Source organism: Limnohabitans sp. TEGF005, from assembly GCF_055394835.1.
Genome location: NZ_AP029226.1, coordinates 2,753,973 through 2,766,755, shown reverse-complemented (window position 1 = coordinate 2,766,755; position 12,783 = coordinate 2,753,973). Strand labels below are relative to the sequence as shown.

The following is a 12,783-nucleotide window of genomic DNA, read 5'->3' as shown; positions in this document are numbered from 1 at the left end:
CGCTGCGCACTCACGCCACCTTGAGGCGGGCAGAAAAAATCAATGCGCCCCGCTGAAACGCGTGAGCGATTGGCGACGGAAATCGGAGGGCTTCATGCCCTTGATTTCAAGGAATCGGCGGTTGAAATTGGCCACACTGTTGAAGCCAACGTCGTAACAGATGTGGGTGATTTGCTGGTCGGTGTCCATCAGCAACTGGCAAGCACGGCTGATGCGCACGCGGTTGACAAAGTCGGTGAAGGTGTTGCCCGTGGCCTTGCGGAAAAACCGGCTGAATCGGCTCTCGCTCATGCCCAACTCGGCGGCCCATGCCGCGGCTGAATGGGCTTGCCCCAACTGCTCGGTGATGCGGCTGACCACGTCGTTGATGCGGTCCAACGAATTGTCATCGTCGTCGCTTTGCAACTGGACACTGGACAGCAAACGGTAATCGTTGCACGCGGCCAGGTCGGTCAAAAATTCGCAAAAGGCGGTGAAGCGGCGCAGGCCATGGGCGCCCTTGACCTTGTGCCAGTGCGCGTGGGCCACTTCGGACATGCCAAAAAACTCGATGCCGTGGCGGGCCCGCTCCAACAAGGGCAAAAGTTCGGCCAACTCAGGTATGGTTTGGCTGGCCTGCACGAGCGGGTCGTGCGCAAACTGGATCACCAGATCGCGTTCGGCCACACCGCCTTCGGGCAAATCCATGGTGACCCAGTTGTGCGGCAAGCGCGGGCCTGTGAGCACCAGTTGCCCGGGCTGAAAGGGTCCGATCCAATCGCCCACAAAAACTTTGCCCGAGGTGGCCGTGATGAGGTGCAGCTCGTATTCGTCGTGGTAATGCCAACGCGCCAGCGGCGTGGGAAAGCCATGCGCCAAGCAGCGCACAAAACCCACATCACTGGACGCCTCGTAGCCCATATTGGGCGAGCGCACCAGTTCATGCTCCAACTCGGGCTTGATTTGACGGGGCACAGTGCGGGTTCGGACGGTCATGGTTTGGCGCAAAGGTGGACGAGTGGGGTTGTCAGTTTGGCACAGCCGTTTGCGCCCCCATGTGGGCCTGTACAAAGCGCCCAGCGCGATCGTGCGCGCGGCGCACGGCATCCAGCAATCGGGTGTCGGCTGCCAACTCGCCCCACAAAGTGGGATCGGCGCAAAAGGCGGCCACCGGGTCGGCGGCGGCACACATGGCGTGCGCCACCTCGGGCTGCATGGCTTGGTCTTGGTAGGTGTAGGGAATTTGCCCAAGATGCCAGCGCTGCAAATACGTCAAAAACAGGGCTGGCAACATGGCCACGCTGTCGATGCTCTGGCCACGCACCAGCCGTTCGCGGATGGTGGGTGCAATAAAGCCCGGCACCTTGCTGAAGCCGTCCATGGCCACGCGCTGGTTGGTGTCGCAAATCGCAGGGTTGCCAAAGCGGTCGAGCACCACGTCGCGGTAACGCGGTAAATCGAGGGGGCAGGGATTTTCGGGTGTGTCCAGCACAGGGATCACGTCGTCGGTCACGTAGTCGTAGGCCATGCCGCGGATCTGCGCGTCGTGCGTGCCTTCGTGGATGTATTGGTAACCCACCAGCGTGCCCGCCCACGCGATGCAGCTGTGTGTGGCATTGAGCAAACGGATTTTGGCTTCTTCATAGGCGTCCACCGACTGCACCATCTCCACGCCCACGCGCTCCCAAGCGGGTCGGCCAGCGATGAATCGGTCTTCAATCACCCATTGGATGAAGCTCTCGGCCATCAGGGCTGCTGCATCATGCTGGCCGGTCGCGGCCTTGACCCGCTCGGCCACGTCGGGCGTGGGCCGGGGCGTGATGCGATCGACCATGGCATTGGGGCTGGTGGTGTGGGCCTGTACCCATTGCAGCAAAGCGCTGTCGCCCAGCGCTTCGATGAATTGCAACAAGCCGCTGCGCGAACGCTCCCCGTTGTGCCGCAGGTTGTCGCAGTTCATGAGCGTGACCGGGCCGCTACCTGCGTCCATGCGTGCTCGCAAGATGCTGGCCAGTGCGCCATAAATGGTGTGCCCTGCTTGGGCCGCCTTGACCATCTGGAGGTCATTGCGCAAATCTGCAAAAGTTTCCCAGTCAAGCCGGTTGTGTGCGTCCAGGTAATAACCGGCCTCGGTCACTGTGAAACTGATGATGCGCGTGGCCGCGTCCATGCCCACGGCCACCAGGGGTGCCAAGTCGTCCTGGTAGGGGATGACGCGCTGGATCGAGGTGATGCGGGCGTAGCTTTTTTCGCCTTGCGGCGTCACGGTTTCCAGCGTGTAGGCCCCGCCTTGCGCTTGCAGGGCGGCAATGGTGTCGGGCATGTCGGGACGTAAATTGCCTGCGGTGATGCCCCAACTCGAATCGCCCAACTGCTGCAGTTGGTGCACATAGACGGCTTGGTGTGCGCGGTGAAAAGAGCCCAAGCCCAGGTGCAAGATGGTGTTCATGGTCAACAAAGGATGAATGGTTTTTGAACGCGGGTGTGCGGCCGTTTGTGCTCGAACGTGCCGGGCTCAGAGGTCGAAATTCGTGGGCATCATGACCACGTCGCGGATGGTCATGCCACGCGGGCGCGTGAGCATGAACAACACGACCTGCGCCACTTCGTCCGCTTCAAGCAAGCTGCCACTGGCCTTGGCCTCGGCCAATTTGTCTGCTGGCCAGTCGGCCAACAGCCCGGTGATGACCGGTCCTGGCGAGATCGCGCCCATGCGTATGCCGTGCTTGAACACTTGGCGGCGCGTGGTCTGCACAAAGCAGTCGATGGCCCATTTGCTGGAGGCATAGACCGGCTCCCATGGGGTGGGGAAATGCGCGGCCAGCGAGCTGGTAACGATGACGTCGCCCGCGCCTCGCGCGATCATGTGCGGCAGCACGCCACGCACATTCTTCATCACCACATTCACGTTCAGGTTGAGCATGCGGTCAATGGCCTCGTCTTTCGCGTCCACCAAGTCGCCGCCCACATACAGACCGGCATTGGCGTGGAAGATGTTCAGCTGACCGGTCAGCGCCAAGATGCGCTCGGGCATGGCGGCGCATTGCGCCGGGTCCAGCAAGTCCAGCACCAGCGGTACCGCCTGCGCTCCCAAAGTTGCGCAGGCCTTGTCCAGCGCCTGATGGTCACGGTCGACCAGCACCACCGTAGCGCCCGCATTGATCATGACCTTGGCACTGGCAAAACCGATGCCCGATGCCGCGCCAGTGACGGCGGCCACTTGGCCATTCAAAGGATGTGAGTTGTTCATGGTGTCGTGGTTTTGAATGAAACAAGGACTCAGGCTTGCGCGGCTGCGGCGTTGGTGTTGTGCGTGCGGTGCACCACACGGCCACGGGCGTCAAACCAATGGGCGTGCTCGGTCGCCACATCCAGTGTGACGCTCTGGCCTGCGACCAGCGCGGTGCGTTCGCTCAGGCGGGCCACCAGCGTGGCGCCTTCGCTGGTGCTGACATAGACCAGGGTTTCGGCACCCAGCGCCTCGACCAAGTCCACACGGCCCGACATGGCGCCTTGCCCGCCCTGGCGCAGCAAGACGTTTTCTGGGCGCAGACCCATCGCCCCCCCTGCTGCAAGGGCAGGGGCCATGTGCTGCACCACGGGAGGCAGTTGCGCCAGCGGCACCACATTCATCTGCGGTGTGCCGATGAACTGCGCCACAAATTGGTTGGCTGGGTGGTCGTACAGTTCCAGCGGCGTGCCCACCTGCTCGATCTGGCCGTCGCGTAAAACCACCACGCGGTCGGCCAAGGTCATGGCCTCTACCTGGTCGTGCGTCACATAGATAGTGGTCGCGCCCAGGTCGCGGTGCAGCTTGGCGATTTCCACACGGGTCTGGCCACGCAAGGCCGCGTCGAGGTTGGACAGCGGCTCGTCAAACAAAAACACCTTGGGCGCACGCACGATGGCGCGGCCAATGGCCACGCGCTGGCGTTGCCCACCCGACAGGTCTTTGGGCGTGCGGTTCAGGTAAGCACTCAGGTTCAAGATCGCCGCAGCACGATCGACTTTTTCCTTGATCACCTCGCTGGCCACTTTGGCCAGTTTGAGTGCAAAGCTCATGTTCTCGAACACGCTCATGTGCGGGTACAGCGCGTAGCTTTGGAACACCATGGCCAGATCACGTTGGCTGGAAGGCAAGTGCGTGATGTCGCGGCCTTCGAGACTGAGCTTGCCACCGTCGATCTGCTCTAAGCCCGCGATCAAGCGCAGCAAAGTGGATTTGCCGCAGCCCGAGGGGCCGACAAAAACAATGAACTCACCCGGCTCGATGGCCAAGTCGATGCCTTTGATGGCGCGGTGCTCGCCAAAGAATTTTTCAATGCCCTGAAGTTGAAGGTAAGCCATGGTGTGTGATCGCAATAAAGGGTTTATTTGACGGCGCCAAAGGTCAGCCCTTGCACCAGTTGTTTTTGGCTGAACCAGCCGAAGATGACGATGGGCGCAATGGCCATGAGCGAGGCGGCTGACAACTTGGCCCAAAACAAGCCCTCGGGGCTGGAGTAACTGGCAATCAAGGTGGCCAGCGTGCCGCCCTTGGCTGCCGTGAGGTTGAGTGACCAGAAGGCTTCGTTCCAGCTGAGCACCAGACACAGCAAGCCGGTGGAAGCCAAACCCCCCATGGCCAAAGGCAAGAGCACCAAGCGCAGTTCTTGCCAAAGCGTTGCGCCGTCCATGCGAGCGGCTTCCAGAATTTCGTGCGGAATGTCTTTGAAGTGCGAATACAGCATCCACACCATGATGGGCAAGTTGCTCAGCGTGAACACGATGATCAGCGCCAGCTGGGTGTCGAGCAGCTGGGCTTTTTGCGCCATCACATACACCGGCACCAAGGCGCCCACGGCGGGCATCATCTTGGTCGAGAGCATCCACATCAAGATGTCTTTGGTGTATTTGCCTTTGAAAAAGGCCATGGCGTAGGCCGCAGGCGCGGCGATCATCAAGCCCAGCAAAGTGGAGACCACGCTGGTGATGACCGAGTTTTTGGCGTACAGCAAATAGTCACTGCGTTCTTGCACTTCGTGGAAGTTTTCCAGCGTCGGTGTGAAGAAAAGCTCAGGCGGGACGGCAATGGCTTGCAGCTCTGTTTTGAATGCTGTCAGCAGCAGCCAACCCAGCGGAAAAAACAGCAGCAAGGCCACGCCCCATGCGGCCACAGTGCGCACGGCATAGGCGAGGGTCAGGGTAGAAGTTCGGGACATGGTTCAGGCCTTATCAATTGGTCTTATTTGTCGAGGTTTTTGCCGACCAGGCGGATCATGAAGATCGCTGCAATATTGGCCAGCACGACGGCAAACAAAGCACCCGCCGAGGCCACGCCCGCGTCAAAATTGAGCAGCGCTTGTTTGAAAATCAAAAAAGCCACGTTGGTGCTGGCGTCGCCCGGACCGCCCCCGGTGGTGGTGTAAATCTCGGCGAACACGCTGAGCAAAAAGATCAACTCGATCATGACGACCACAGCCACCGATCGCGCCAAATGAGGCAGGTACAAGTAGCGCAATTGCTGGCCATAGTGGGCACCATCCATGCGCGAGGCTTCGAGTTGTTCGCGGTCCATGCTTTGCAGCGCGGTCATGAAAATCAAGGTGGCAAACGGCAACCATTGCCAAGCCACCATGATGATGACGCTCAGCAGCGGTAAGTCGGTTAACCAGTCGACGGGCGTCAAACCGAAGAAGATCCAGACCTGCGCCAGCACGCCATAAATCGGGTTCATCATCATGTTTTTCCACAGCAGCGCATTGACCGTGGGCATGACAAAGAAAGGCGAAATCAGCAGCACGCGCACCAAGCCGCGTCCGGCAAATGGCTCGTTGATGAGCAAGGCAATCGCCACGCCCAGCACCACGGTGATGGCGATCACACTGCCCAAGAGCAGCAAGGTGTTGCTCACCGCCGAGCCAAAGGATGGGTCGGTGATGAAGTATTCGAAGTTTTCCAGCCCAACAAAACCACTCTGGTCAGGCTGCAGCAGGTTGAATCGGATGACGCTGAAGTAAATCGTCATCACCAAGGGCACGATCATCCACAAAAACAGCGTGGCGATGGCGGGCGTTAGCAGCAAACGGGGTAGCAGGCGATTCATAAGGGGTATCTCTCAACAGGTGCGAAGGCGGTAACTTGACGTCGGGTCTGACGGCCCCTTGCACACAAGGCTTAAGCAGTAAGGGTTTGAGGAAAAACGGGCAGGCCCACCGCTGTGGTGCCTGCCCGTGGTCCGCATCGGCCGCTTACTTGTAGTAACCAGCTTTCTTCATTTCACGATCGGCAGCCACTTGGCTGGCTTTGAGGGCTGCGTCCACGGTGGACTTGCCCGCCAAGGCCGCGCTCATTTGCTGACCCACTGCGATGCCAATGGCCTGGAACTCGGGGATGGCAGCGAACTGCACACCCACATACGGGCTCTTGGGCAAGGTGGAATCGTTCGGGTTGGCCGAGTCGATGGCGGTCTTCTCAGCCTTGGCAAAACGCGCAGCCTTCAAGAAGTCGGCGTTGGCATAAGTGCTTTTGCGGGTGCCGGTGGGCACAGCGCCCCAGCCGTTGGTCTTGCCCACCAGGTTGATGTAGTCCTTGGAGGTGGCCCAGGTCACGAACTTCTGTGCAGCGGCCACATTTTTGGAACCCGCAGGAATGGCCAGCGACCAAGCCCACAGCCAGTTGGCACCTTTGGGGGTGGCCATGGTGGGTGCTTGTGCAAACGCCATTTGGTCAGCCACTTTGGACTGCTTGGGGTCGCTCACGAACGAGGCTGCGATGGTGGCGTCGATCCACATGCCGCACTTGCCGGAGTTGGTCAGTGCCAGGATTTCGTTGAAGCTGTTGGCCGAGGAGCCGGGTGGGCCGTAGTTCTTGAGCAAATCAACGTAGAAGTTGATCGCGTCTTTCCAAGGCTTGGATTCGAGCTGCGGCTTCCAGTTCATGTCAAACCACTGACCGCCAAAGGTGTTGACGAGAGTGGACAGGAAGGCCATGTTGTCGCCCCAACCTGGCTTGCCACGCAAGCAGATGCCGTACACGCCGTTTTTGGGGTCATGCATTTTGGCAGCCAAGTCTTTGATTTGTGGCCAGGTGGGACGCTCGGGCACTTGCACACCGGCTTTGTCGGCCAGGTCTTTGCGGTACATCAGCATCGAGCTTTCGCCATAAAAGGGGGCTGCAAACAGCTTGCCGTCCACGCTCAAGCCATTGCGCATGGCGGGCAGCAAGTCGTCCACGTCATAGGCGGCGTCGGTTTTGAGTTCTTGTAACCAGCCTTTTTTGCCCCAGATCGGAGTTTCGTACATGCCGATGGTCATCACGTCGAACTGGCCGCCTTTGGTGGCGATGTCGGTGGTCACGCGTTGACGCAGCACGCCTTCTTCAAGGGTGACCCACTTGAGTTTGATGTCGGGGTTGGCGGCTTCAAAGTTTTTGCCGAGTTTTTGCATTTCGATCATGTGGCCGTTGTTGACGGTGGCAATCACGAGTTCGGTGGCCGCTTGGGCCATGCCGGCGCTGAACAGCGCGGCGCAGAGAGTGGAAGCGAGGCGGAATTTCACGGTTGTCTCCTGAATGATGAATGTTGTTGGCACACGGCTGTACTCACCGTGGGATGAATTTTGATGATGTCTTGCCTCGGCATTTATACAAATTCGCCTCAAACCTGTACTTATTTGCAAGATATGCCTAGGACTTTCCCCTGTATCTGCTTGAAAGTTTGTGAAAACCGACATTTCGCCTGCACAGTTCGCTCAGTTTTCCAAACCGCCATCGATGAGCGCTCGTCCTTCGGTGCGGCGGGCTTGTTCGTGAACTTCATGACCTAAGTCAAAAACCGTATCCAAGAGCTGACTACATTCAAAGCTTGTTTGATCTCAATAAGGAGCACCCCATGAAAATCTTATTGGCCGTTGACGGCAGCGACTACACCAAAAAAATGCTGGCTTACTTGAGCACTCACGACGAGTTGTTCAGTGCCAACAACAGCTACACCCTGGTCACGGTGCAGCCCCAATTGCCGCCCCGCGCTCGCGCCGTGGTGGGCAAAGAAATGGTCGACAGCTACCACCGCGACGAAGCAGAAAAAGTGCTCAGCCCGGTCACCAAATTCTTGCTGCGCCACGGCATTGATGCCAAAACCGTGTCCAAAGTGGGTCACGCAGGCGAAATCATCTCCAAAACCGCCGACAGCGGCAAATTTGACTTGGTGGTGATGGGTTCGCACGGCCACGGCACCCTGGGCAATCTGGTCATGGGCTCGGTGGCCACTCAAGTGCTGGCGCACTGCAAAGTGCCGGTGCTGTTGGTGCGCTGAACATCCAAACAGCTTGAGCGCTTTGGGTGGGAGGGCGTCCCTGCAAGTCAGGGTGCGCCTCAGGGTCAGCGGGCGCTCAGCCCGTCAAAACAGGTGCTCATCACCAAATCCAGGATTTGCTCATCGGTGTGCTGCTCGCCCATCTTGAGGAACTCCAGCACCGGGTCGCAGGCCCGCGCAAACAAGGTGTAGAGCACCGCCACCGCGGGCAGGGCCTGGTTGATCTGGCCTTGGGCTTGGGCTTTTTCGATCCAGCCCCCCAGCGCATCGCTGACTTCCATCAAGCCGTCCATGTAATCCTTGTTGGTCATCAAGGTGGCCCGCAAACTGGAGTTCTGGCTGGGCAAGGACGGCATCAGGCCTTCCAGCTTGAGGGTCATGGTCCAGCGGGTCACCGCCTTGAGCTGGTCGATGGCCGCTTGCTCCGCTGGCAAAGACTGGATAAACGCTTGCGCCTTGCGCATGGCGGCCACCATGGCCGCACAAGCCAGCTCTTCTTTGCTGGTGAAATGCTTGTACAGACTGGCTTTGGCAATGCCCACCTCGGCAGCCACTTCGTCCACCGTCATCGCGTCAAACCCTTTTTCGGCCAGCAGGCGGTTGACCGACTGGATGATCGCCGTCTCTCGGGCGGCCAACATCTGGATCTTGAACGACTTTTTGGGCGGGGTCTGGGCGTGAGTGGTCATGGCCAGATTCTAGTCCCGCATATCGGAAAAATGACTACTTGGTCACTCCCAAGCCTGAAGAATGCAAAAGCTGGGAGCTGCGCTTGTTTTGGCGCCTCGGGTGTCCATCAGGCTTTTTGCAGACCCGCCACGCCAGCGCGAACAAGCCATTGCGCCTGTGCCTTGAACACACCCTGGGCCTGAGCCGGGTTGGGCGTGGTCATGAACTCGGCACGCATGCCCTCGGGCTTGATGTCCAGCAAGGTGTAGCCGCGTTCGTCCGAACGGGCATGCAAGATGTCCGGGTTGCTGTCGCGGATTTGGGCCAACAACTTCTCACCCAAGCCGCGTGAGGTGACCGATGTGGTCACGATCTCGCTGGCCACCACGGGCGAGCGCTCGTCGTTGGGCTGCACCCGCAACTGGGCCGCCACGTTCATGTGCACATCACCACCCAGCACCACCACGTTTTGCAGCCCGGCTTGGGCCACGGTGTCCAGCCACCTGGCCCTGGCTTGCGGGTAGCCGTCCCAGCCATCGGTGAACGCACTTCGCCCCAAAGGCGTGTTCACCCCACTCGAACTCATTTGGGTGGACTGCGCCACCAGCTTCCAGCGCTTGGTGCTGCGCGTCAGGCCCTCGGTGAACCACTGCTCTTGCGCCGCGCCCAGCATGCTGCGCGACGGATCGGCCAAGGCGTCACAACCCACCACCACACGGCCACCGCCACGCATCGGGTCAGGGCAGGCGTGGTGGTCGCGGTATTGGCGGCAATCCAGCGTCCACAAATCAGCCAGCTGCCCCCAAGCCATGCGGTCGTGGATGCGCATCTGGCTGGGCTTGGCCGCATCAGGCCCCAAGCGCACCGGCATGTGTTCAAAGTACGCCTGATAGGCGGCAGCCCGGCGGCGCAAAAATACCTGAGGGTCGGTGAAGTTTCGGTCCACGTCGTTGGCGTAATCGTTCACCACCTCGTGGTCGTCCCAAGTCATCAGCCAGGTGTGGGCGGCGTGGCATGCCCGCAAATCGGCATCGCTCTTGTACTGGGCGTGACGGTCCCGGTATTCGTCCAGCGACTTGGGCACGCCGCCCAAGTGCTGGCGCAGCATGTACTGCGGGTTGGAGCTTTCATAAATGTAGTCACCCACAAACAGCACCAGATCCAGATCGCGCTGGGCCATCTCGCGGTGGGCCGCAAAGTAGCCCTGCTCGTAATGCTGGCACGAAGCCAAAGCGATGCGCAGGCGGTCCACCGCGTCGTTGACGCCCGGGCTGGTGCGGGCGCGGCCCACCGGGCTGCTGGCGCTGCCGCACACAAATCGGTACCAATAAGGCCGCCCCGGCTGCAAACCAGTCGCCACCACATGCACGCTGTGGGCGCGGGCTGCGTCGGTCTGCACGCGCCATTGGCGCACGGGGTGACGCAAGGCGGCATCGGCAAACACCTCGCACACCACGCTGATGGCCTGTGCCTTGAGCGGCGCGTCGGCCTCTGCCATGTGCAAGCGCGTCCACAGCACCACGCTGTCCGGCTGCGGCTGGCCACTGGCCACGCCCAGGCTAAACGGGTCGACTTGCCAACGCGGCCCTTGCGCAGCGCCCGACGCGCTGTTCAGCGTTTGCGCTTGGGTGGCAGGCGCCAGCCAAGGTGACAAAGCCAACGCCAAAGCCATGCGGTGCCAGTCGCGCCGGGTCAGCGCAGACCGAGGATCTTTGCGCGTCAAAGTTGCAAGGTGTTCAAGTGGCTTCATGGCAAGTCGGTGCGCTGCAGGGCATGCGTTGTTGGCATGTTAACTGCCGCATGCCACGGCGCACGGCGCAGTCACTGGCGACAGCTGAGCGCACTGGCGCACGGCACAATGCGGGCATGAATTTGCGCAAAGACAATCTGGACGGTTTGGCCGTGGGCATGCTGCTGGCGTGCTGCATGTTTTGGGGGCTGCAGCAGGTGCTGGTCAAGGCCATCATGTCGGAGGTGGCACCGCTGTTTCAGGCCAGCCTGCGCTGCATCGGAGCCTGTGCACTGCTGCTGATCTGGTGCCGCGTGCGCGGCGTGCGCCTGTTTGATCGGGACGGCAGCCTGTGGCCCGGTCTGCTGGCGGGCGGGCTGTTTGCCGCCGAATTTGCCTGCATCTATTTGGGCCTGCGCTACACCTCGGCATCGCGTCTGACGGTCTTTCTCTACACCTCGCCGTTTTGGGTGGCCGCGCTGGTGCCACTGTTCGTCAAGTCGGAGCGTCTGCGCCCGCTGCAATGGCTGGGCATGGCCTGCGCCTTTGTGGCGGTGGCCTTTGCCATGCGCGAAGGCTTGTGGGCTGGCAGCAACGGCAGTGGCAACAACAGCCTGAACAACAGCGCGACCCACAGTGCTTTGGGCGACCTGCTGGGCCTGGCCGCCGGGGCCTTGTGGGGCCTGACCACGGTGACCATCCGCGCCAAAAACCTGACCCGCATCGCCCCCGAAAAACTGCTCTTCTACCAAATCGCCACCACCGCAGTGGCGGTGCCCTGGATCTCGCTGGCCCTGGGCGAAAGCTGGAACCTGCAGTGGAGCGCCCTGGCCTGGGGCTCGATGTTGGCGCAAACCGTGATCGGTGCGTTTGCCAGCTACCTGGCCTGGATGTGGATGCTGGGCCGCTACCCCGCCACCAAAATCTCGGTATTCGTATTTTTGACGCCCCTGTTTGCCCTGCTGTTTGGCACCTGGCTGCTGGGCGAAGCCGCCACCCCCACACTGCTGGCCACCCTGGGGCTGGTGGCGGTGGGCATTGTGCTGGTCAACCGCAAACCCACTTAAGGAAAAACCCATGACCTACCAAGCTCTGCAAATCAACAAAGACGACAACGGTTACCACTGCACGGTGCAAACGCTGGACGACAGCCCCTTGCCCGAAGGCGATGTGACGGTGCAAGTGGACTACTCCACCGTCAACTACAAGGACGGCCTGGCCATGACAGGCAAATCGCCCGTTGTGCGCAAGTTCCCGCTCACACCCGGTATTGACCTTGCAGGCACGGTGACCGACAGCCAGCACCCGCTGTTCAAAGCGGGCGACAAAGTGGTGTTGAACGGCTGGGGCGTGGGCGAAAGCCACAGCGGCGGGCTGGCGCAAAAAGCCCGCCTGAAAGGCGACTGGCTGATCCACCTGCCCAGTGCCTTCACCCCCCGCCAAGCCATGGCCATTGGCACCGCAGGCTACACCGCCATGCTTTGCGTGATGGCGCTGCAAAAGCACGGCGTCACACCCGACAAAGGCGACATTTTGGTCACCGGCGCGGGCGGTGGCGTGGGCAGCGTGGCCATTGCCTTGCTGGCCAAGCTCGGTTATCGCGTCGTGGCCAGCACCGGCCGCCAGCATGAAGCCGACTACCTGCGCCAGTTGGGTGCGGCCGACATCATGGACCGGTCAGAGTTGAGTGCTCCGGGCAAACCGCTGGCCAAAGAGCGCTGGGCGGGCGTGGTCGACACCGTGGGCAGCCACACCCTGGCCAATGCCTGCGCCAGCACGAAATACGGCGGCGTGGTCACGGCCTGTGGCTTGGCCCAGGGCATGGACTTTCCCAGCTCAGTTGCGCCCTTTATCTTGCGTGGCGTGACGCTGGCGGGCATCGACAGTGTCATGGCACCGCGTGCCCTGCGTGAAGCCGCCTGGGCACGTCTGGCCAAAGACCTTGACCCTGCGCAACTGGAGCGCATGACCCGCGAAGTGGGTCTGGCCGATGCCCTGGCGCTGGGCAGCGAGATCCTGGCAGGGCAGGTGCGCGGGCGGGTGGTGGTGAATGTGAACGCCTGAAACGGCGGCCCGGTCAGCGCAAACGGACAAAAGGGCCAATCGCTGTTGC

At 60.9% G+C, this 12,783-nt stretch carries 12 protein-coding genes; 3 read left to right on the top strand and 9 right to left on the bottom strand.

Going from position 1 to position 12,783, the window contains the following annotated elements; translation table 11 throughout:
* Window positions 1-39 precede the first annotated feature (39 nt).
* From ACZ5RG_RS13780 to ACZ5RG_RS13750, 7 genes are all read right to left on the bottom strand, one after another.
* Entirely contained in the window at window positions 40-975 is a 936-nt protein-coding gene (locus ACZ5RG_RS13780) for an AraC family transcriptional regulator (protein WP_019430906.1), read from the bottom strand.
* 31 nt (window positions 976-1,006) lie between these two features.
* Entirely contained in the window at window positions 1,007-2,428 is a 1,422-nt protein-coding gene (gene dalD, locus ACZ5RG_RS13775) for a D-arabinitol 4-dehydrogenase (protein WP_464447343.1), read from the bottom strand.
* Window positions 2,429-2,494: 66 nt separating this feature from the next.
* Window positions 2,495-3,229, bottom strand: a complete 735-nt coding sequence (locus ACZ5RG_RS13770; protein ID WP_298600574.1) for an SDR family oxidoreductase — start codon at window positions 3,227-3,229, stop codon at window positions 2,495-2,497.
* 29 nt (window positions 3,230-3,258) lie between these two features.
* Complete coding sequence (locus tag ACZ5RG_RS13765) at window positions 3,259-4,326, bottom strand: ABC transporter ATP-binding protein (protein WP_298600571.1); 1,068 nt, start codon at window positions 4,324-4,326, stop codon at window positions 3,259-3,261.
* A 23-nt stretch (window positions 4,327-4,349) separates the two neighbouring features.
* The gene (locus tag ACZ5RG_RS13760) at window positions 4,350-5,180 is read right to left on the bottom strand and encodes a carbohydrate ABC transporter permease (RefSeq protein WP_298600568.1); all 831 of its coding nucleotides are present in this window, start codon (window positions 5,178-5,180) and stop codon (window positions 4,350-4,352) included.
* Window positions 5,181-5,203: 23 nt separating this feature from the next.
* Window positions 5,204-6,064, bottom strand: coding sequence for a carbohydrate ABC transporter permease (locus ACZ5RG_RS13755; protein WP_298600565.1), 861 nt, complete (start codon window positions 6,062-6,064; stop codon window positions 5,204-5,206).
* Between the two features lie 145 nt (window positions 6,065-6,209).
* On the bottom strand, window positions 6,210-7,466 hold the full coding sequence (locus tag ACZ5RG_RS13750; protein ID WP_298600597.1) for an ABC transporter substrate-binding protein: 1,257 nt from the start codon (window positions 7,464-7,466) through the stop codon (window positions 6,210-6,212).
* 383 nt (window positions 7,467-7,849) lie between these two features.
* Here ACZ5RG_RS13750 and ACZ5RG_RS13745 point away from each other — a divergent pair, with 383 nt between their 5' ends.
* The gene (locus tag ACZ5RG_RS13745; protein ID WP_298600561.1) at window positions 7,850-8,272 is read left to right on the top strand and encodes a universal stress protein; all 423 of its coding nucleotides are present in this window, start codon (window positions 7,850-7,852) and stop codon (window positions 8,270-8,272) included.
* Window positions 8,273-8,337: 65 nt separating this feature from the next.
* Here ACZ5RG_RS13745 and ACZ5RG_RS13740 read toward each other — a convergent pair whose 3' ends face one another.
* Both ACZ5RG_RS13740 and ACZ5RG_RS13735 read right to left on the bottom strand, forming a co-directional pair.
* Entirely contained in the window at window positions 8,338-8,961 is a 624-nt protein-coding gene (locus ACZ5RG_RS13740; RefSeq protein ID WP_298600558.1) for a TetR/AcrR family transcriptional regulator, read from the bottom strand.
* A 107-nt stretch (window positions 8,962-9,068) separates the two neighbouring features.
* Window positions 9,069-10,691, bottom strand: coding sequence for an alkaline phosphatase D family protein (locus ACZ5RG_RS13735; RefSeq protein WP_464447342.1), 1,623 nt, complete (start codon window positions 10,689-10,691; stop codon window positions 9,069-9,071).
* Window positions 10,692-10,807: 116 nt separating this feature from the next.
* On the opposite strand from ACZ5RG_RS13735, the gene ACZ5RG_RS13730 reads away from it, so the two are divergent.
* Complete coding sequence (locus ACZ5RG_RS13730) at window positions 10,808-11,737, top strand: DMT family transporter (protein WP_464447341.1); 930 nt, start codon at window positions 10,808-10,810, stop codon at window positions 11,735-11,737.
* Window positions 11,738-11,747: 10 nt separating this feature from the next.
* Window positions 11,748-12,734 (top strand): acrylyl-CoA reductase (NADPH), encoded by a 987-nt coding sequence (gene acuI, locus ACZ5RG_RS13725; protein ID WP_464447340.1) that lies wholly within the window; start codon window positions 11,748-11,750, stop codon window positions 12,732-12,734.
* Window positions 12,735-12,783 lie beyond the last annotated feature (49 nt).